Source organism: Streptomyces collinus, from assembly GCF_031348265.1.
Lineage (GTDB): Bacteria > Actinomycetota > Actinomycetes > Streptomycetales > Streptomycetaceae > Streptomyces > Streptomyces collinus.
Genome location: NZ_CP133771.1, coordinates 7,350,660 through 7,369,710, shown reverse-complemented (window position 1 = coordinate 7,369,710; position 19,051 = coordinate 7,350,660). Strand labels below are relative to the sequence as shown.

General features: G+C 72.3%; 23 protein-coding genes and 1 pseudogene. 9 read left to right on the top strand and 15 right to left on the bottom strand.

The window, feature by feature from the left end:
- Positions 1-34 precede the first annotated feature (34 nt).
- Positions 35-649: a DedA family protein gene (locus tag RFN52_RS33260; RefSeq protein WP_374050227.1), complete on the top strand. Its 615-nt coding sequence runs from the start codon at positions 35-37 to the stop codon at positions 647-649.
- 98 nt (positions 650-747) lie between these two features.
- Here the strand turns inward: RFN52_RS33260 and RFN52_RS33255 are convergent, their stop codons facing one another.
- From RFN52_RS33255 to RFN52_RS33240, 4 genes are all read right to left on the bottom strand, one after another.
- Positions 748-1,800, bottom strand: a complete 1,053-nt coding sequence (locus tag RFN52_RS33255) for an MBL fold metallo-hydrolase (RefSeq protein WP_184851876.1) — start codon at positions 1,798-1,800, stop codon at positions 748-750.
- Positions 1,797-3,044 (bottom strand): aminotransferase class I/II-fold pyridoxal phosphate-dependent enzyme, encoded by a 1,248-nt coding sequence (locus RFN52_RS33250; protein WP_184851874.1) that lies wholly within the window; start codon positions 3,042-3,044, stop codon positions 1,797-1,799. Before RFN52_RS33250 ends, RFN52_RS33255 begins: the two co-directional genes overlap by 4 nt.
- Before the next feature lie 180 nt (positions 3,045-3,224).
- A complete protein-coding gene (locus RFN52_RS33245) occupies positions 3,225-3,914 on the bottom strand; it encodes a hypothetical protein (protein WP_184854118.1) in 690 nt (229 codons plus the stop codon).
- A 126-nt stretch (positions 3,915-4,040) separates the two neighbouring features.
- Positions 4,041-4,835 carry an RNA polymerase sigma factor SigF gene (locus RFN52_RS33240; RefSeq protein WP_184851872.1) on the bottom strand — a complete coding sequence of 265 codons (795 nt, stop codon included), beginning with the start codon at positions 4,833-4,835 and terminating at the stop codon, positions 4,041-4,043.
- Positions 4,836-5,074: 239 nt separating this feature from the next.
- Here RFN52_RS33240 and RFN52_RS33235 point away from each other — a divergent pair, with 239 nt between their 5' ends.
- Positions 5,075-6,868: a thiamine pyrophosphate-requiring protein gene (locus tag RFN52_RS33235; RefSeq protein WP_184851870.1), complete on the top strand. Its 1,794-nt coding sequence runs from the start codon at positions 5,075-5,077 to the stop codon at positions 6,866-6,868.
- Here the strand turns inward: RFN52_RS33235 and RFN52_RS33230 are convergent.
- Complete coding sequence (locus RFN52_RS33230) at positions 6,822-7,007, bottom strand: hypothetical protein (RefSeq protein ID WP_184851868.1); 186 nt, start codon at positions 7,005-7,007, stop codon at positions 6,822-6,824. The two genes, RFN52_RS33235 and RFN52_RS33230, sit on opposite strands and share 47 nt — an antisense overlap.
- Positions 7,008-7,166: 159 nt before the next feature.
- Between RFN52_RS33230 and RFN52_RS33225 the strand changes: the two genes are divergently transcribed.
- From RFN52_RS33225 to RFN52_RS33215, 3 genes are all read left to right on the top strand, one after another.
- The gene (locus RFN52_RS33225) at positions 7,167-7,568 is read left to right on the top strand and encodes a DUF2795 domain-containing protein (protein ID WP_184851866.1); all 402 of its coding nucleotides are present in this window, start codon (positions 7,167-7,169) and stop codon (positions 7,566-7,568) included.
- A gap of 72 nt (positions 7,569-7,640) precedes the next feature.
- Positions 7,641-8,072, top strand: a complete 432-nt coding sequence (locus RFN52_RS33220) for a CBS domain-containing protein (RefSeq protein WP_184851864.1) — start codon at positions 7,641-7,643, stop codon at positions 8,070-8,072.
- An 83-nt stretch (positions 8,073-8,155) separates the two neighbouring features.
- Complete coding sequence (locus tag RFN52_RS33215) at positions 8,156-8,698, top strand: type 1 glutamine amidotransferase domain-containing protein (RefSeq protein WP_184851862.1); 543 nt, start codon at positions 8,156-8,158, stop codon at positions 8,696-8,698.
- A gap of 88 nt (positions 8,699-8,786) precedes the next feature.
- On the opposite strand, the gene RFN52_RS33210 is transcribed toward RFN52_RS33215, so the two are convergent.
- A complete protein-coding gene (locus tag RFN52_RS33210; protein WP_184851860.1) occupies positions 8,787-9,020 on the bottom strand; it encodes a DUF6158 family protein in 234 nt (77 codons plus the stop codon).
- A gap of 95 nt (positions 9,021-9,115) precedes the next feature.
- Between RFN52_RS33210 and RFN52_RS33205 the strand changes: the two genes are divergently transcribed.
- Positions 9,116-10,216, top strand: a complete 1,101-nt coding sequence (locus RFN52_RS33205) for a baeRF2 domain-containing protein (RefSeq protein WP_184851858.1) — start codon at positions 9,116-9,118, stop codon at positions 10,214-10,216.
- Between the two features lie 133 nt (positions 10,217-10,349).
- On the opposite strand, the pseudogene RFN52_RS33200 reads toward RFN52_RS33205, so the two are convergent.
- Positions 10,350-11,965 (bottom strand): annotated as a pseudogene (locus RFN52_RS33200) (ATP-binding cassette domain-containing protein).
- 63 nt (positions 11,966-12,028) lie between these two features.
- A complete protein-coding gene (locus tag RFN52_RS33195) occupies positions 12,029-12,571 on the bottom strand; it encodes an MOSC domain-containing protein (RefSeq protein WP_184851856.1) in 543 nt (180 codons plus the stop codon).
- Between the two features lie 93 nt (positions 12,572-12,664).
- On the opposite strand from RFN52_RS33195, the gene RFN52_RS33190 reads away from it, so the two are divergent.
- The 3 genes from RFN52_RS33190 (at position 12,665) to RFN52_RS33180 (ending at position 15,331) form a co-directional block, all read left to right on the top strand.
- Complete coding sequence (locus tag RFN52_RS33190; protein WP_184851854.1) at positions 12,665-14,197, top strand: diacylglycerol/lipid kinase family protein; 1,533 nt, start codon at positions 12,665-12,667, stop codon at positions 14,195-14,197.
- Between the two features lie 99 nt (positions 14,198-14,296).
- Positions 14,297-15,118 carry a class I SAM-dependent methyltransferase gene (locus RFN52_RS33185; RefSeq protein ID WP_184851852.1) on the top strand — a complete coding sequence of 274 codons (822 nt, stop codon included), beginning with the start codon at positions 14,297-14,299 and terminating at the stop codon, positions 15,116-15,118.
- Positions 15,119-15,160: 42 nt separating this feature from the next.
- On the top strand, positions 15,161-15,331 hold the full coding sequence (locus RFN52_RS33180; RefSeq protein ID WP_031136400.1) for a hypothetical protein: 171 nt from the start codon (positions 15,161-15,163) through the stop codon (positions 15,329-15,331).
- A 54-nt stretch (positions 15,332-15,385) separates the two neighbouring features.
- On the opposite strand, the gene RFN52_RS33175 is transcribed toward RFN52_RS33180, so the two are convergent.
- The 7 genes from RFN52_RS33175 to RFN52_RS33145 are packed head-to-tail and all read right to left on the bottom strand — an operon-like array spanning position 15,386 to position 19,047.
- Entirely contained in the window at positions 15,386-15,649 is a 264-nt protein-coding gene (locus RFN52_RS33175) for a gas vesicle protein K (RefSeq protein WP_030843810.1), read from the bottom strand.
- 38 nt (positions 15,650-15,687) lie between these two features.
- Positions 15,688-15,876, bottom strand: a complete 189-nt coding sequence (locus tag RFN52_RS33170) for a gas vesicle protein (RefSeq protein ID WP_003994122.1) — start codon at positions 15,874-15,876, stop codon at positions 15,688-15,690.
- 16 nt (positions 15,877-15,892) lie between these two features.
- Complete coding sequence (locus RFN52_RS33165) at positions 15,893-16,648, bottom strand: GvpL/GvpF family gas vesicle protein (protein WP_184851850.1); 756 nt, start codon at positions 16,646-16,648, stop codon at positions 15,893-15,895.
- The gene (locus tag RFN52_RS33160; RefSeq protein ID WP_053673813.1) at positions 16,645-16,983 is read right to left on the bottom strand and encodes a gas vesicle protein; all 339 of its coding nucleotides are present in this window, start codon (positions 16,981-16,983) and stop codon (positions 16,645-16,647) included. The genes RFN52_RS33165 and RFN52_RS33160 overlap by 4 nt, the downstream gene beginning before the upstream one ends.
- Complete coding sequence (locus RFN52_RS33155) at positions 16,980-18,071, bottom strand: SRPBCC family protein (RefSeq protein WP_184851848.1); 1,092 nt, start codon at positions 18,069-18,071, stop codon at positions 16,980-16,982. Before RFN52_RS33155 ends, RFN52_RS33160 begins: the two co-directional genes overlap by 4 nt.
- Complete coding sequence (locus tag RFN52_RS33150; RefSeq protein WP_184851846.1) at positions 18,068-18,787, bottom strand: DNA primase; 720 nt, start codon at positions 18,785-18,787, stop codon at positions 18,068-18,070. Before RFN52_RS33150 ends, RFN52_RS33155 begins: the two co-directional genes overlap by 4 nt.
- Positions 18,784-19,047: a gas vesicle protein GvpG gene (locus RFN52_RS33145; RefSeq protein WP_107454425.1), complete on the bottom strand. Its 264-nt coding sequence runs from the start codon at positions 19,045-19,047 to the stop codon at positions 18,784-18,786. The genes RFN52_RS33150 and RFN52_RS33145 overlap by 4 nt, the downstream gene beginning before the upstream one ends.
- Between the last annotated feature and the right edge of the window lie 4 nt (positions 19,048-19,051).

The following is a 19,051-nucleotide window of genomic DNA, read 5'->3' as shown; positions in this document are numbered from 1 at the left end:
CTGGTCCGCGCCCGTGGCGCTGACCGGTGTGCCCCTGCTCGCGGCGTCGGCCGTCACACCGGCGTCCGTGGTTCCGGAGTCCACGCAGCAGGCGATCGGCTATCCGACGCTCTTTCTGCTGGTGCTGGCCGGGGCACTGGTGCCGGTGATCCCGACGGGGGCGCTGGTGAGTTCTGCTGCGGTGGTCGCCGTGCACCGGACGGCGCCGTTCTCCCTGGCGATGGTCTTCGTGACGGCGTCGCTGGCGGCGTTCCTGGGCGATGCGGCGCTGTACTGGCTGGGGCGGCGCGGGCTGAAGTCGAAGAACGGGTCGCGGTGGCTGGAGGCGATCCGGTCGCGGGCGCCGGAGGACCGGCTGGAGCAGGCGCAGGAGAAACTCGCCGCGCACGGGGTGGCGGTGCTGGTGCTGTCGCGGCTGGTGCCGGCAGGGCGTATCCCGGTGATGCTGGCCTGTCTGCTGGCGGAGTGGCCGATACGGAGGTTTGCCCGGGGGAATTTTCCGGCGTGTCTGGCCTGGGCCGTGACGTATCAGTTGATCGGGATTCTCGGGGGGTCATTGTTCGACGAGCCGTGGCAGGGCGTCCTGGCGGCGATCGTGCTGACCGTGCTGATCAGTGCGGTGCCGGCTGTGGTGCGGCGGGTGCGGTAGCGCCGTTCTGGGTGCGGTAGCGCAGTCCTGGGTGCGGTTGTTCTCGGGGTGCGGGTTCTCCGTGGTTGATCGCGCAGTTCCCCGCGCCCCTACGACACCTAGAGCACCTTCGACGCGCCGATGGGCATGTCCCAGAGGTTTTCCCGGGGCAGGCCCGCCTTCTCCCAGGCCGCGCGTACGCGCGTCAGGGGCTCCATGACCGGTTCCGCGGACAGGACGAACGTGCCCCAGTGCATGGGGGCCATCCTGGTCGCGCCCAGGTCCTGGGCCGCGCGGACGGCCTCCTCCGGGTCGCAGTGCACGTCGCGAAGCCACCAGCGGGGGTCGTAGGCGCCGATGGGCAGCAGGGCCAGGTCGATGCCGGGGTAGCGGCGGCCGATGCGGGAGAACCAGTGGCCGTAGCCGGTGTCGCCCGCGAAGTACACGCGCTGGCCGCCCTGGTCGGTGAGGACCCAGCCGCCCCACAGGCTGTGGCAGGTGTCGGTGAGGCTGCGCTTGGACCAGTGGTGGGAGGGGACGAAGTCGAAGCGGACGCCGTCCAGTTCGGCAGCCTCCCACCAGTCGAGCTCCGTCACGCGGGTGAAGCGGCGGCGGTGGAACCAGCGGGCGAGCCCGGCCGGCACGAACACCGGGGTGTCGCGCGGGAGGCGGCGCAGCGTGGGGGCGTCCAGGTGGTCGTAGTGGTTGTGGCTGATGACGACGGCGTCGACGCGCGGCAGGTCCTCCCACGGGACCCCCACGGGGGTGATCCGGGCCGGGGTGCCGAGGATCCGGCGCGACCACACCGGGTCGGTGAGCACGGTCAGTCCGCCGATGCGCAGCACCCAACTGGCGTGTCCCGCCCAGGTGACGGCGACGGTGCGGGCGTCGACGCGGGGCAGCGGGGCCGGGGCGTAGGGCAGCCGGGGGATGTCTGCCAGGCCCTCCGGTCCCGGTCTCACCGCACCCTCGCGGGCGAAGCGGGCCATGGCCTTCAGGCCTGGCAGCGGCGCGGTCAGCCGGTCGTGGAAGGTGCGCGGCCACACCCGCCGCTCGGCCAGCGGGCGGGGTTCGGCCAGGGGCGGGTACGGGGGCGCGAGGGGGGACGGGAGCGCGGGCTCGTCGGGTTCCCGGGTGGTCGTGCCGGCGGTCGCTTCGGACTGCTGCGTCATCGAGGAGGCTCCCATCGCTGAGCTTCGTCGCGGAGATCGTCGAAGACCGACTTCAGTCGGCTCAACGCGCGGTGCATCTGCGGCAGTTCCAACGGCGTGGGTGAGGTGAGGCATTCCACGCGGTCCGTGTCGGAACCGCCCACCAGTGCGCCGGTGGAGAGCCGCACGCGCGGGGCTTCGAGGTCGTCGCCGAAGCGGTGCCCGCCCGGGGCGGGCATGCCGAGGCGTGCGGTGAGGAAGTCCTCCAGTTCCTGTGCGTCGCCGACGCCGTGCGCGCTCAGCGCGGGGCGCAGCGGGGTCAGGTCCACGTACAGGTGGCGGCCGGAGCGCGGGGGCCGGGCGAGGGCGCCCGCGGCGACGACGGCCCTGTGCGCCTCGGCGGCCAGCAGCGCGTGCAGGCGCACGGTGGCCGCCACGCGTGCGGTGACCGCTTCCGGCTCCCCCAGGGCGTATCCGGCCGCCGCGGCGACGGGGGCGGCGACACGGGCGTCGAGGGCGGTGAGGACGTCGAGCACGCGCGCGTGCAGGCCCTCGCCGTCCTCACCGGCCGGGAGGCGGGCCACGGCCGCCGGCCAGCCGGGCGGGAGCAGCGCCCCGGCCAGGTCGGTGATGACGGTGACCCGGTCGGGCACCATCTCGGCGGGGCTGAGCAGCACGGTGTCGTGCGGGTCGTGCAGGGTGTCGCGCCAGGTCTCGTCGCTGACGAGGTGCAGGCCCTCCCCCTGGGCGGCCTCGACGGTCTCGTGGAGCAGTTCGGGAGGGGCGACGGTCGCCGTGGGGTCGTCGGCGACGGACAGCACGAGCAGCCGCGGGTCGCCGCCCTCGGCACGGACCCGGCGCACGGTCTCCAGCAGCGCGTACGGGTCGGGTACACCGCCGCTCTCCGGCGGGGTCGGCACGTGGAAGGCGGGCCGCCCCAGCAGACGTGCGTACGGCGCCCACCAGGCGGCACAGGGCCGCGGTACGAGGACGTCGCCGCCCAGGGCGGCGGTCAGTGCCAGCAGCAGGGCGGGCGAACCGGGGGCGGCGGCCACCCGGTCCGGGTCACAGTGCAGTCCCCGGCGGTGCCAGTAGCCGCAGGCGGCCTCGCGCAGGGCCCGGCTGCCGCCGGCCGGCTCGGGGCCGCCCCGGGAGGCCGCGGCGGCGAGCACCGCGGACAGCTCCGGCAGGACGGGCAGCCCGTCCTCGGGGAGCGGCGGCCCGAACCGGACGGGGCCGTGACCTTCGGGGGCCGTGCGCCGCATCCGTACCTCCGCAGTGCCAGTGCCTGGTGCCGCCGTGTGGTGTCGCCGTTGCCCTCGGCACCTGAGTACCCAGAGTTCCGCCGCCCCATGGGCGCCCGGCCGGGTCGTGACGGTCACGGCATGAGCGGGGCCGGTCCGGGGAAACCGGGTCCTCCCGGACGGGCGAACGGGCCCGGAGGGTCAGCGGCCGGGGTCGCTCTCCCGGTTGCGCAGCCGGTGCACGGCGGCTGCGAACGCGCCCGCGATCAGCACCCCGCCCGCGACCAGGGCGGGCACGGAGTCGGTGAAGGCGCCGCCGTCACCGGCCCGTACCCCGCGCTGGACCGGTGCCGCACCGCACTCGGTGTGGTGGCGTTCGCTGTGGTGCGAGGGTTCGGGGCAGGGCTTGTGGGTGGGGTGGTGCGTGGGGTGGTGTGTGGGCTGGTGCGACGGCTTGTGGGATCCGCCGCCGTGCGCCACGGTGAACGTCGCGCTCCACTCCGTGCCCTCCCCGCCGGGAGCGGCCGGGCAGGTGCCGTCGACGGTCCACGCCGAGTCCTGGCCCAGGGCGTCCGGATCGCCCTCGAAGTTGTCCGCGGAAGCGATGAGGGCCGTGCCGCGGTAGGTGGGGCCGGACACCTCGTCGTCGTTGCCGGTGACCCGCTGCAGCGGCACCGTGCCCTCGTCGAAGGCCTGTGAGGTGGCGTCGATGGTGTCGGGCGGCGGCCCCCCGGTCGGATCACAGCTGACCGAGACGGTGACGGTGCCTCCGGGTTGGACGGTGGCGGGGCTGACCTCGGCGGCCGGCTCGGCGAAGACGGCCGGCGCGGCGCCCACCAGGGCTGAGCCGGCCAGGACGGCGACGGACAGGGCGTGCAGGCAGCGGCGCATCGAGGGGACTCCTTCGGTAGTCATACCCCTCTGCCATGACAGCCCGCCCGCAGCGGGCCCGCTCGGGACCGGACCCCATTAGCGGGACAGCGGACGCCAACCGGGTGACAGCGTGAGAGCCCCGGCTCAGGCCACGTCCCGCATGACCTGTTCGCGCACCCGCCCGCAGCACCGGCTGATCAGCCGGGACACGTGCATCTGCGAGATGCCCAGCTCCTCGGCGATCCGGCTCTGCGTCATGTCTCCGAAGAACCGCATGTACAGGATCGCCCGCTCTCTTTCGGGCAGCGCCGCCAGCCGGGCCTTCACGGACTCCCGGTCGACGACCGTGTCCAGCGCCGGGTCGTCGGACCCCAGTGCGTCACTCAGGGAGTAGCCGTCCTCGCTGCCGGGCAGCTCCGCGTCCAGGGACAGGGCCGTGAAGCTCTCCAGCGCCTCCAGACCGGCCCGGACGTCCTCCTCGCTCATGTTCGCGTGCTCGGCGAGCTCGGTCACGGTGGGGCGGCGCCCGGAGATGGTCTGGGACAGGTCCTGGCCGGCGATACGCACACGGTTGCGCAGGTCCTGGACGCGGCGGGGCACGTGCAGGGTCCACATGTGGTCCCGGAAGTGCCGTTTGACCTCGCCGGTGATGGTCGGCACCGCGTAGCTCTCGAAGGCGTTGCCGCGCTCGGGGTCGTACCGGTCGACGGCTTTGACCAGGCCGAGGGCCGCGACCTGGCGCAGGTCCTCGAAGCTCTCGCCGCGGCTGCGGAAGCGTCCGGCGAGGCGGTCCGCCATGGGCAGCCAGGCCTCGACGATCTCGTCGCGGAGCGCGTCGCGCTCCGGGCCGGCGGGCATCGAGGTGAGCCTGCGGAAGGCCTCGGCGGTGTCGGGGGCGTCGTCGTGGGGGTGCCGTTTCGCGCTGGTTCGGGTCTGCATGATGCGTCGCAATTCCCTTGAAAGTGCTTTGGGTTGGACGGTCACCGTGGGAGCGCATCCGCTTCTGGACAGGGCCTCGGTGGCGGCGAGCGACGCCGCTCCCACGGGCGTGCCTCCTGTCCGAAGCACTCATGGGCGCCTGCCCCCGGCCCCCGCCGGCAAACCCGGAGAGGTTTTCCACGGTCGCGCAGGGTGACTCGTACTACCGGCTCTGTCCCCCTACGTCCGGGAGGTCGTACATGAGCACCAAGGTCGCCGACCAGGTTCTGCGGAGGCTGCGCGAGTGGGGAGTGGAGCAGGTCTTCGGCTATCCGGGGGACGGCATCAACGGCCTGCTCGCCGCGTGGGGCAGGGCCGAGAACGAGCCACGGTTCGTGCAGTCGAGGCACGAGGAGATGTCGGCGTTCCAGGCGGTGGGCTACGCCAAGTTCAGCGGCCGTCTCGGGGTGTGCGCGGCGACGTCGGGGCCGGGCGCGATCCATCTGCTGAACGGCCTGTACGACGCGAAGCTGGACCATGTGCCGGTGCTGGCGATCGTCGGCCAGACGCACCGCACCGCGATGGGCGGCTCGTACCAGCAGGAAGTCGATCTGCACACGCTGTACAAGGACGTCGCCTCCGAGTTCGTGGAGACGGTCACGGTGCCCGAGCAGCTGCCGAACGTGCTGGACCGGGCGATCCGCACCGCCTACGCGCGCCGCTGCCCGACCGCGGTCATCATTCCCGGGGACGTGCAGGAGCTCGACTACACGCCGCCGACGCACGAGTTCAAGATGGTGCCCTCCAGCCTGGACCGCGGCTCGTGGACGGCGGTGCCCTCCGACGACTCGGTGCGGCGGGCCGCCGAGATCCTCAACTCCGGTGACAAGGTGGCCATCCTGGTGGGCCAGGGCGCGGCCGGTGCGCGGGCCGAGGTGGAGCGGGTCGCCGAGCTGCTCGGCGCGGGCGTCGCCAAGGCGCTGCTCGGCAAGGACGTCCTCAGTGACGAACTGCCGTACGTCACCGGCTCGATCGGCCTGCTGGGCACCCGCCCGTCGTACGAGCTGATGCGGGACTGCGACACGCTGCTGACCATCGGTTCGTCGTTCCCGTACAGCCAGTTCCTGCCGGAGTTCGGCGAGGCGCGGGGCGTGCAGATCGACATCGATCCGCACATGATCGGGATGCGCTACCCGTACGAGGTGAACCTGGTCGGTGACGCGAAGGCCACCCTGGAGCGGCTGATCCCGCTGATCGAGGAGGGGCGCGGGCGCGAGTGGTACGACACTGTGTGCGACAACGTGACGCGCTGGCGTGACGTCATGGAGCGCCGGGCCGCACTCGACGCCGACCCGGTCAACCCGGAGTACGTGACCCGTGCGCTGGACCCGCTGCTGCCGGACGAGGCGATCGTCACGTGCGACTCGGGCTCGACGGCCAACTGGTACGCCCGGCACCTGACCATGAGGCCGGGCATGCGGGGCTCGCTCTCCGGCACGCTGGCGACGATGGGCTGCGGGGTGCCGTACGCGATCGGCGCCAAGTTCGCGCACCCGGACCGGCCGGCGATCGCGCTGGTGGGCGACGGAGCGATGCAGATGAACGGGATGGCGGAGCTGATCACGGCGGCGAAGTACCGGCATCTGTGGGAGGACCCGCGGCTGGTGGTCGCGGTGTTCAACAACCACGATCTGAATCAGGTCACGTGGGAGCTGCGGGCGATGGGGGGCGCGCCGTCGTTCCTGCCCTCGCAGGAGCTTCCGGACGTGCAGTACGCCGCGTTCGCCCGGTCCCTGGGGCTGACCGGCATCCGGGTGGAGAAGCCGGAGGACGTCGAGGCGGCCTGGCGGGCCGCGCTGGAGGCGGACGGCCCCGCGGTGGTGGAGTTCCTGACCGATCCGGCCGTCCCACCGATCCCGCCACACGCCACGTGGGACCAGATGGAGGCGACCGCCGCGTCGCTCCTGAAGGGCGACGCGGACCGGGGATCGGTGGTCAAACGGGGCTTCAGGGCGAAGGTGCAGGAGTTCCTGCCGGGGCGGGAGAAGAAGTAGCGGCTGCGGCGCCAGGGGGAACACCGGCCGGTTCGCGCCGGCCGGCGTCCTCCTGCGGCAGCAGCAGTTCCTCGTAACGGCCCAGCACCAGCACCACTCCGAGCATGAGCAGCGGGATGAACACAGCGAGCATCGCCATGACGGGTCCTTCCCCAGAGAGGTGTGGGGGGTGTGATCCGGGTCTCCCGCAGAACATGGCGCAAACCAGTGCGGGCGGTGGCGATCGGGCTCACGGAACCTGTGTCGCCCTCCGGTGTACGGGTACGCGGTGCGGGCCCCCGAACGTCTGGAGGGAGACATGCAGCGAGGCAGCGACCGGCTGAGCGTCCACCGGGACGACGAGATGAAGCACGAACTGCAGGGTCTGCTCAGGTCAGGGCACCCCACGCGCAGTGAGGAGTGGCACGACCCGGAGCCGGCCGCCGAGGACGACCCCGAGGTCGCCCACGGGCCGGTGACGCCGAGCCGTGCGCCGACGTCCCTGGAGTCGGTCCGGCTGGAACTGGCCCGGATCCTGGGCCGCAGGGCGTTCCCCGCGAGCGCGCGCGACCTGACCCGCGAGCTGCGCGGCCACCAGGCGCCCGACACCTTGGTAGAGGCCCTGGAGGGGCTGCCGCGCCAGGAGCGCTACGGCAACGTCCAGGAGCTGGCCCAGGCCCTGATCCGGGCCCGTGAGACCGGGCCGGAGGAGTACGCGTAGGGACCGTGCCGGGGGCGCCGCGGGCTGCCGTGGCGCCCCCGCCGGCCTGGGAACGGAGGGAAGGCTCCCGTGATGGCCGAGTACGTCAAGGACGTGATGACAGCGGGTGTGGTCGCGGTGCGCCCGGACGCCTCGCTCGTCGAGGCGGCGCAGCTGATGCGCACGCAGAACATCGGCGACGTGGTGGTGGCCGAAGGCCAGGATGTGATCGGGGTGCTCACCGACCGTGACATCACGGTACGGGCCGTCGCCGACGGCGCCGACCCGATGACGGTCAGCGCGCGGACCGCGTGCACCCCGAATCCGGTGACGGTGACGCCGGACGACCGCGTGGCGACGGCGGTGGCGCTGATGCGCGAGCACGCGGTGCGCCGGCTGCCCGTGGTGGAGAACGGGCTGCCGGTGGGGATCGTGAGCCTCGGCGACGTGGCCGAGGCCGAGGACCCCGCGTCGGCCCTCGCCGACATCAGCCGCGCCCAGCCCGATGCCCGGGGTGGTGGGTGAACACGGACCGGACGCAGCGCAGCGGCGTCGGCGCGGACGCCGGCCCCCGGAACGAAGATGAGCGGGAAAGGACGTAGAACATCATGCGTATCGCGTTTCTGGTCGCGCCCGAGGGCGTCGAGCAGATCGAGCTGACCGATCCGTGGCAGGCCGCGAAGGACGCGGGTCACGAGCCCGTGCTGGTGTCGACGCAGCAGGGCGAGATCCAGGCCTTCAACCACCTCGACAAGGCGGACACGTTCCCCGTGGACGAGGTCGTGGGCGACGCCTCGCCGGACTCCTTCGGTGCTCTCGTGCTGCCCGGCGGCGTCGCCAATCCGGACTTTCTGCGGATGGACGACAAGGCCGTGGCGTTCGTCCGGGACTTCTTCGAGCACGGCCGTCCGGTGGCGGCGATCTGCCACGCGCCGTGGACGCTGGTCGAGGCGGACGTCGTGCGCGGCCGGGAGCTCACGTCCTGGCCGAGCCTGCAGACGGACATCCGCAACGCGGGCGGCACCTGGGTCGACAAGCAGGTCAAGGTCTGCGACCACGGGGCGAACAAGCTGGTCACCAGCCGCAAGCCGGACGATCTGAAGGCGTTCTGCGAGACCTTCCTGGAGGTCTTCGCGCAGCAGGCCGCCTGACGGACCGGCGGCTGCGCCGGGCGTTCGGCGCGCCGCTCCGTTCCGGCGGTGTCCCGTGAGGGGCTCGGGTGCCGGGGTTCACGGGAGTCTACGACTCCCCGCTCCCCCGCTCCCGGGCCCCTTCGCGTGTGCGGCCCGCGGCCACCGGGCGGCGCGGGTTGCGGCGCAGATATTCGCCCTCCAGCTGCGCCATGCGCTCGTTGTGGGCGCGCAACGCGTCGTTCGACCCGTAGAGCAGTGTGTCGTGGCGCGTGCGGTGGATGGTCTCCAGCTCTTTCATGAGCTGCTGGTCGTCCAGCCGGTCAGGATCCACTCCGGTCATCGTGTCGCCCCGCTCCGTCGTGTTCGTCCCTGCGGTCCGGGTACCCGCCCCCGGAGCAACTGAGCACTGCCCCCGAGCGGCATCCGGGAGGAACCATGGATCTCGCCTTTCTGCACCCACTGTACGAACACCCCGGGCCTTGGGCCTCCGTGTACGTCGACACCTCGCGGCACACGGAGGGCACTCCCCACGAGCGGGAGCTGACGGCCCAGGCCATGGCCGGTGCGCTGGCCGAGCAGGGAGCGGACGAGGCGACGTGCCGGGCCGTGCGGGGCGCGATCGAGGATCTGCGGCACTCCTCCGAGCCGCACGGCCGGGCCCTGTTCGCCCGCGCCGGCGAGGTCGTCCTCGACCCGCCGCTGGTCCGCCCCCCGCAGGGCGGCGACTGGGCCGAATGGGCGCCGCTGCCGCGGGTCGCGCCCCTGCTGGAGCTGGCCGGCGAGGACCCCGTGTGCGTGGTGGCGTACGTCGACCGCAAGGGCGCGGACTTCGAGCTGCGCAACGCGCTGGGCCGGGAGGACGCCGGGAGCGTCAGCGGGCGGCAGTGGCCCGTGCACCGGACGGGCTCCGCGGACTGGTCCGAGCGGCACTTCCAGCTGCGGGTGGAGAACACCTGGGAGCACAACGCCGCGGAGATCGCCGACGCGCTCGCCGTGTGCCAGGAGGAGACCAGGGCCGACCTGCTGATTCTCGTCGGCGACGACCGGGAGCGGCGGTCCGTGCACGACCGGCTGCCCAAGCGGCTGCACGACCTGGTGGTGGAGGCGCCGCACGGTACGGGCAGCCGACTGCTCGACGAGGACGTGGAGCGGGCGCGGGCCGAGCATGTGGCGCGGCAGGCCGAGGCGGAGCTGGAGCGGTTCCGCGCTGCCCGGAACCCTGACGACGAGGGCCGGGCCGGGGCCGCCGAGGGGGTGCCCGCGCTGGTCGAGGCGGCGCGGGAGCACCGCATCGACGAGCTGCTGATCAGGGTGGACGGGCCGGACGCGCACCGCGAGGTGTGGATCGGGGAGGACCCCGACCAGCTCGCGGTGCGCCGCACGGACCTGAAGGTCCTCGGCGAGCAGCACTCGTGGCCGGCCCGGGCCGACGACGCGCTGATCCGCTCCGCGGTGGCCACGGACGCGCCCGCCCTTTCGGTCTCCGAGCGGGAGGTCCCGGTGGGCGGCCTCGGAGCGCTGCTGCGCTGGAAGTGACCGGGGTTGCCGTGCGCCCGGCCTTCGTAGCGGTGCTTCACACTTCGCGTGTGCGGGTACGTCGTGGCCGGGCGCGCCCACGCGGCGGAGCCGCACATCGATACAGACCCGCGCCCCTGAGGGGCGCGGCCCCCTAGCGGGCCCGTTCCACCCGGCGTTCGTCCCAGACCGGGTCCGGGGTCTCCCGGAGCCGTCGCTGCCGAAGACCAGGAAGCGGTCGAAGGAGCGGGCGAACCAGCGGTCGTGGGTGACCGCGAGGACCGTGCCGTCGAAGGCCTCCAGGCCCTCCTGGAGGGCCTCGGCGGACTCCAGGTCCAGGTTGTCGGTCGGTTCGTCGAGCAGCAGCGCCGTCACGCCCTGGAGCTCCAGCAGGAGGATCTGGAAGCGGGCCTGCTGGCCTCCGGAGAGACGCTCGAACGTCTGCTCCGCCTGCTGGGTCAGTTCGTAGCGGCGCAGCCGCGAGGACGCGGCGCCGCGGTCCTGGGCGTGCTCCTTCCACAGGATGTCCAGGAGCGTGCGGCCCTCCAGCTCCGGGTGCGCGTGCGTCTGCGCGAAGTGGCCGGGCACGACCCGGGCGCCCAGCTTCCAGTCGCCCGTGTGCGCCACGTCGTCGCCGGCGAGCAGACGCAGGAAGTGGGACTTGCCCGAGCCGTTGGAGCCGAGGACGGCGACACGCTCGCCGTAGAAGACCTCCAGGTCGAAGGGCTTCATCAGGCCGGTGAGCTCCAGGTTCGCGCAGGTGACGGCCCGGACGCCGGTGCGGCCGCCCTTGATCCGCATCCTGATGTCCTGCTCGCGCGGCGGCTCCGGGGGCGGGCCGGCCTCCTCGAACTTGCGCAGACGGGTCTGCGCGGCCGCGTAGCGGGAGGCCATCTCATGGCTGACGGCGGCCGCCTGACGCAGCGTCAGCACGAGCTTCTTCAGCTGTGCGTGCTTCTCGTCCCAGCGCCTGCGCAGCTCCTCGAAGCGGGCGAAGCGCTCGCGCCGGGCGTCGTGGAAGGTGGCGAAACCGCCGCCGTGCACCCAGGCGTCGGCACCGGCGGGGCCGGGCTCCAGGGAGATGATGCGCTGGGCCGCGCGGGCGAGGAGTTCACGGTCGTGGGAGACGAACAGAACCGTCTTGCGGGTCTCCTTCAGCCGTTCCTCCAGCCACCGCTTGCCGGGGACGTCGAGGTAGTTGTCGGGCTCGTCGAGGAGCAGCACCTCGTCGGTGCCGCGCAGCAGCGCCTCCAGGACGAGCCGTTTCTGCTCGCCGCCGGAGAGGGTGCGGACCTCCCGGAACTGCGCCTTGTCGTACGGCACACCGAGCGCTGCCATGGTGCACATGTCCCACAGCGTCTCGGCCTCATAGCCGCGCGCCTCGGCCCAGTCGGCGAGGGCCTGGGCGTACTTCAGCTGGGCCGCCTCGTCGTCGACGGTCATGATCGCGTGCTCGGCCTCGTCGACGGCCTTGGCGGCCTCGCGGATGCGGGGCGTCGCGACGGACACGAGCAGGTCCCGCACGGTCGTCTCGTCGCGTACGGATCCGACGAACTGCCGCATGACCCCGAGCCCGCCACCGACGACCACGGACCCGCCGTGCGGCTTGAGCTCACCGGCGAGCATCCGCAGCAGGGTGGTCTTCCCGGCGCCGTTGGGCCCCACGAGGGCCACCACGGCCCCCTCCCCCACCCGGAAGGAGACATCGCCCAGCAGCGCCCTTCCGTCGGGCAGGTAGTACTCCAGGTGCGCGGCTTCGAGGTGTCCCATGGGCGCGATTGTGTGGGGGAGCGGGGGTCGGGGGCAAACGGGTTTCGGGTGGCGCGGTGCCGGTCAGACCCGTTCCAGCGGCCGGTGCGGTCCGCTGGGGAGTTCCGCCTCGATCGTGTCGCCGGGGCGTACCACGCCGCCCTCGCGCACCACGCTCATGATCCCGGCCTTGCGCACGATGTCGCCCGCCTCGTCACGTCCGACGACCTGCTTGAGCAACCCGTCCTGGAAGAGGTCGATCTGCAGGCAGGGGTTGCGCAGCCCCGTGACCTCCAGGACGGCGCTGTCGCCGATGCGCAGCAGGGTGCCGGTGGGCAGTGCGAGCAGGTCGATGCCCCGGGTGGTGATGTTCTCGCCGAGTTCGCCGGGGGCCACCTTGAAGCCGTTCTCGCCGACCTCGGCGAAGAGCTCCTCGTGCATGAGGTGGACCTGGCGCAGATTGGGCTGGGTGGGGTCCTGGGCGACGCGCGAGCGGTGCTTGACCGTCACGCCGGCGTGCACGTCCCCCTCGACGCCGAGGCCGGTGAGCAGCGTGATGCTGTCCCGGTTGGGCTTGGTGAACGAGTACTCCCCGTTGCTGCTGACCGCCGTCACGTGCCCGCTCATCGGTCGGTTCCCCCTGTTTCGGTGATGATGATCAGCCATGAGCCTGCCCCGGGGCCGTCGGTGTGTCCACCCCCCTCCGGGTACCCGCACGGCATGACGCCCCACGATCCGGACCTCACCGTCCCGAAGCCCGGGCACCGTCCCCTGCGCGACCGGGCCCTCACCCTGGACCGCCGCCTCTTCGAGGCCGCAGCGGGCCGGCGCCGGCCCGGGGCGGACCCCGTCCTGCCCCGGCTGGGCCGCGGCGCGGGCCAGGGCGCGCTCTGGTTCGCGGCGGCCGCCGCCCTCGCCGTGAGCCGTACGCCCCGCGCCCGCAGGGCGGCGGCCCGCGGCCTGGCCTCCCTGGGCGTCGCCTCCCTCAGCGCCGGCGTCCTCGGCAGGCGCTCGGTCCGCCGCCCCCGCCCGGCGGCGCACGCGGTCCCGCCGGTCCGGCTGGTCCGTCTGGTCCGTCTGGTCCGTCTGGTCCGGCGGCTGAAGCGGCAGCCGGTCACCCTCTCGTTCCCCGACGGGCACGCCGCGTCCGCCGCCGCGTTCGCCACCGGTGTCGCGCTGGAGTCCCCGGGCTGGGGTGCGGTCGTCGCCCCGGTGGCCGCTTCGGTGACCCTGTCCCGCGTGCACACCGGCGTCCGCCGCCCGAGCGAAGCCCTGGCGGGCGCGGCCCTGGGTGCGGGCGCCGCGTTCGCCGTACGGGGACTGGTGCCGACGCGGGGCCAGGTCACTCCGCCGGCCCGCCCGCAGGCCGACGTCCCCGCACTGCTGCGGGGCGAGGGGCTCGTCCTCGTCGCGAACAGCGCCTCGGGCACCGCCGACCGGGCCCGTGCCCTGCGCGACGCCCTCCCGGGCGCCGAGGTGGTCGAGTGCGCCCCCGGCGAGGTGTCCGCGCGGCTGGAGGAGGCAGCCGGCCGTGCCCGGGTGCTGGGCGTGTGCGGCGGCGACGGCACGGTGAACACCGCCGCCCGCGTCGCCCTGCGCACCGGCCTGCCCCTGGCGGTGCTGCCCGGCGGCACCCTCAACCACTTCGCCTACGACCTGGGCGTGGAGGACGTGCGCGACCTGGCCCGGGCGCTGCGTCAGGGCGATGCCGTGCGCGTGGACGTGGGCCGGTACTCCTGCGGCGACCGGCACGGCGTCTTCCTCAACACGTGCAGCGTCGGCGTCTATCCGGAGCTGGTGCGCGAGCGGGAGCGCTGGTCCCACCGGATCGGCGGCTGGCCGGCCGGGGTGCTCACGGCGCTGCGCGTGCTGCGGACCGGCCGGCATCCGCTGGAGGCCGAGTTCCAGGGCCGTACGCGCCCGCTGTGGCTGCTGTTCGCCGGGAACGGCACCTACCACCGTATGGGGCTGGCCTCCGGGCGCCGGCGGGATCTCGCGGACGGGCAGCTCGACGTGCGGGTCGTGCACGGTGGCCGCCGGCCCGCCGGGCGGCTGCTGGCCGCCGCCCTCGCGGGCCCCCTGACCCGTTCCCCCGCCCATGCGGCCGTCCAGGTGGGACGGCTGCGCCTGGACCACGTGGCGCCCGGCACGCTCCTCGCCTACGACGGCGAGGTGACGGAGGTGGAAGGCCGCGTGACGCTGGAGAAGCTCCCCGAGGCGCTGACCGTGTACCGGCCGATCGCCGGCTACTGACACTCCGTCAGTCCACATTGCAGGATATGGGTCTCAATATATAGCGACCCTGCGTACGGTGATCTCCTGCCGACCCGACCGGAAGGGGTGGGATCCGCCATGCCGGAACCCCGCGAGACCGCCGTCTACACCCACGGACACCACGAGTCCGTGCTGCGCTCGCACACCTGGCGCACCGCCGCCAACTCGGCGGCCTACCTGCTGCCTTCGCTCAAGCCCCACATGAAGATCCTGGACATCGGCTGCGGGCCGGGCACGATCACCGCCGACCTGGCCGGACTCGTGCCCGACGGGCAGGTCACCGGCGTCGACCGGGCGCCGGAGATCCTGGAGCAGGCACGCGCCACGGCGGCCGGACGGGGGCTGGCCAACGTCCGCTTCGCGGTCGCCGACGTGCACGCCCTGGACTACCCGGACGACACGTTCTGCGTCGTCCACGCCCACCAGGTGCTCCAGCACGTGGGCGACCCGGTGCGGGCGCTGCGCGAGATGAAGCGGGTCGTCAGGCCCGGCGGGCTCGTCGCCGTCCGGGACGCGGACTACGAGGCCATGACCTGGTACCCCGCCTCCGAGGGGCTCGACGCCTGGCTGGACCTCTACCGCCGGGTCGCGCGGGCCAACGGCGGTGAGCCGGACGCCGGGCGCCGGCTGAAGTCCTGGGCGCTGCGGGCCGGGCTGACGGACATCACGGCGAGCTCGGGCACCTGGACCTACGCCACAGCGCAGGAGCGGGCCTGGTGGAGCGGGCTGTGGGCCGACCGCACCCTGGCCTCGACGTACGCGGACCGGGCCGTCGAGGGCGGGCACACGGACGAGGCGGGGCTGCGCCGCGCGGCCGCGGCCTGGCGGGAGTGGGGCGCGCGGGAGGACGGGTGGTTCAGCGTGCTGCACGGAGAAATTCTCTGCCGCAAGGAAGCCTGAAACACCATTTCCGGGACACCCTGAAAGCAGGAGGTTCGAATTATGGTTCCCATCCTGCTGGTGCTGCTTCTGGCTTTGGTTCTGTTCGGCGCCGGATTTGCAGTAAAGATTCTCTGGTGGATTGCACTCGCGGTTCTCGTCCTGTGGCTGCTGGGCTTCTTCGTCCGCGGCACGTCGGCAGCCGGCGGCAGGGGCCGTTGGTACAGGTGGTGAATGCGCACACGGCGCCCCGGGCCCGGTCAGGGCCCGGGGCGCCGCGCGTGGGGGTCAGTCCCGCGGAAGCAGCGGTCCGAGCGGCCCGAGGTCCAGGTTCAGGTCCTCGGGCCGCAGTCCGTAGCGGTCGCGCAGTTCCGTCATCCGCTCGTCGAGCAGCATGAGCGTGAGCCCGATCCGCTCCTCCTGCTCCTCGCTCAGGTCCCCCACGTCGAACCGGCGCAGCGCCTGGCGCTCCATGAGCTGGCGCAGCAGCTCCACCACCGTCAGCACGAGTTTGACCAGGTCCCGCTCGACCGTGTCGGGCTCCAGGTCCATGTGGTTGCGGCGCGGCCGGGGATGGTCGTCGGGGGTGGTCACAGCAGCTCCTCGAACGGTGAGGGCACCTGGGCGTTCACCGAGCTGATGAGCGCGTTGAGGTCGATACGGACGAGGTCGACGTCGGCGATGCGCAGGGTGATGTCCCCCGTGATCACGACGCCGCCGGCGAGCAGCCGGTCGAGCAGGTCCACGAGAGCGACCTCACGGCGTTCCACTACGGTCACGGATTCTCCCGGTCGGTCATGCGGTCTCCCCCGCGAACGAATAGGCCGCCCAGGGGCCGGTGAGTTCGATGCGCATTCCCGGCACCTCACCCTTCGTGCGGTCCACCAGCTCCACGAATTCCTCGGAATGCGCGCGGGGCACGAGATAAGCGGCGTTCAGCACGTTCCGCCCGGTCGCCTTGGAGAGCGCGGGATTCTGCGGGGGATGCATCCGGGAATCCTCCGCGAATGCGGAGAGCTCCTCGTGCAGTCGGGTCGAGAATGCCTCTGCCTTCTGCCACATTTCCTCGTGGGACCTGGTCTGCGTACGCCGCTGCCGCAGGTAGTCCCGGCCCGACGCGGGCTTCTGCGCGGGCCGGGCGCTCTCCTGCGGCTCGGACTCGGCGTACACCTTGACGCCCCACTCGACCCGGCCCTCCAGCCGGTCGAGGGTGCGCAGGAAGTCCTCCTCGCGGGCCTCCATCATCGTCCGTACGCCGCTGTCGTCGTGGAAGACGGTGCCGAGCCGCAGCGGCAGCGGGGTCGTGACGGTGGTGAGCGCGTCGATCACGCCCTGGTGGGCCCGGGCGGTCTCGGTGAGCCAGTCCAGGTCCTCCAGATGGCGCCGGAGTGGCTCCTCGGCGAAGTCCCGCTCCGGCACGTGGCTCACCACGGCCACCAGGCCGTGGTGAGCCAGTGCTCTGGGCGGATCACCCGCCACCCCCGTCAGCTGGGACTGGAGCGGCGTGCCGAAGGGGCGGCAGACGGCGTAGACGTACCGCAGTCCGGTCACGGTGCCTCCTTCTTCTCCGCCCGGCCGGGCTCCAGTTCCTCCAGCCGGGCCAGCCTCTCGCGCAACTCGGCGTTCTCACGGGTCAGTTCGTCACGGCGGGCCCGTGAGCTCAGCGCCGGGTCGGTCTCCCACCAGTCGATGCCCATCTCCTTCGCCTTGTCGACCGAGGCGACGATCAGACGCAGTTTGATCGTGAGGAGTTCGATGTCGAGCAGGTTGATCCGGATGTCGCCCGCGATGACGATGCCCTTGTCCAAAACCCGTTCAAGGATGTCGGCGAGGTTGGCACTGCTTCCCTGACCGTAGGGCTCGGGCATCCTGCTGGGCGTCGTCATCGCCGGCTCCCTGCCTCGACTTCCTCGTCCTCGTCTTCGTCCTCAGCCTCGGGCTCCTCCTCGTCCTCGGCCTCCTCGTCGTACTCGGCCTCGGAGTCGTCCTCGTACTCGGCCTCGGGCTCCTCTTCGCCCTCCTCTTCCGTCTCCTCCTCGTCGTACTCGCCCTCGGGCTCCTCGCCCTCGGGGCTCTCTTCCTCGGACTCCGATTCCTCCTCGGCGACGGCGTCCTCGTGACTGCGGACGACCTCGCCGTCGCGGATCTCGCCGCGCCAGCCGTCTTCCGCCTCGCCCTTGATCGTGATGAAGCGGACGAAGTTCTTCAGGTCGAGCCGGGCACGGCGGCCCTGGGAGCGCCAGATGTTGCCGGTCTTCTCGAAGAGGCCGGAGGGGTAGTACTCGATGACCAGCAGGACGCGCGTCAGGCCTTCGGTGAGTTCGTGGAAGGAGACGACGCCCTTCGTGGTGCCCTTGGCCCCCTCCGACGTCCAGGCGATGCGGTCGTCGGGGACCTGCTCCGTCGTCGTCGCCTTCCAGCTGCGGTTGGACCAGAAGACCTTCAACTGCCAGTCCGAGGTGGTGTCGTCGGCCTTGCTCGCGGCCTTGACGCCCTTCGCGAAGGTGCTGAAGTCCTGGTACTGGGTCCACTGGTCGTACGCCGTGCGCAGTGGTACGCCGACATCGATGTGCTCGATGATGACGGTGGGCTTGTTGCCGGAACGGCCCTTGCCCTTGCCCTTACCCTTGCCGCCCAGGCCCTTGAAGGCCCCTGTGACCTTGTCCTTGAGGCGCGAGCCGCCGAGCTCCAGAGCGGAGCGCAACGGCCCCTTGCCCTCGGCGATCTTGCGGCCCCCCTCGAGGGCGAGTTTGGCGAAGCCGGGGCTGTTGCCCTCGGCGATGTCGTTCAGCTTGCCGGTGGTCTCGCCGAGCTTGCGGCCGACGCCGGTCAGCATGCGGGTGGCCTGCGCGGCGAGGTACTCCTGCAACTCGGCCTTGAGCCGGTCTGTGGCCTCGCTGTGGGCCAGGTCGGTGAGCGGGTTCTTCGAAGCGCCGTTGGCGGTGGACTTCGCCGAGCCGAGAGTGTCGCTCATCCCTCACCGCCTCCCTTCTGCAGCCGGGACCGGGCGCCGCCGCCCCGGCTTCCGGAGGTCGCCTTCTTGGCGGGCGTGCTCTTCTTCGCCGCCGTCTTCTTCGCGGGCGCCTTCTTCGCGGCGGCCTTCTTCGCGGGGGCCTTCTTGGCAGGGGCCTTCTTCGCCGCCTTCTTCGCCGGCGCCTTCTTGGCGGGAGCCTTCTTCGCTTCGGGCTCCTCTTCCTCGTCCTCTTCCTGTTCCTCGTCGGCTTCGGAGCCCTCGGGCTCCTCGTCCTCCTCGGGCTCCTCGTCTTCCTCGGCTTCGGAGTCCTCAGGTTCCTCGTCCTCGTCGAGTCCGGAGTCCTCGGGTTCCTCGTCCTCGTACTCGGCGTCCTCGGCCTCGTCGTCTTGGCCGGGCACCACGCCGCTCAGCTGGTCGCGCACCTGGGCGGTCCGGCCGTGCAGCCGGTCGGCGAGGGCGTCGATCTGCCGTTCGACCATGGCACCGGAGGCGGCCTTGCCGACCCCGCGCAGGTCCTGCCGCAGCTGGTCGCCGATCTCCTTGAACTGCGGGTTGTTCCGCAGCTGCTGCTGGAGCAGATCCGCGACCATGCGCGGGCTCAGGTTCAGTTTCTTCCCGGCGACCAGCCCGCCGACGGCCATCGCCATCTTCAGCTTCTTGGTCCGTCCCAGGAGGTATCCGGCCCCTATGGCGAGACCCAGTCCCGTTCGGTTCATTGTGTTGTCCCGTTGCCTGTTCCCGCGCTGCCGCGCGAAGCGATCTCCAACCGGTCGAGGAGGTCGTCCTCAAGACGGTCGAACTCCTCCTCAGTGATCTCTCCGGCCTCCATCTGCTCCTCGAGGCGGGCCAGTTCGGCCCGGATCGTGGCGGGGTCGTAGTAGATCCGCTCGGCCTCCTGCACCACCTGTTTGATGGCCCAGGCACTGCCGCGTACCGGTGCGAACGGCAGCAGCAGCACCTCAGAGATCAGGCCCACGACG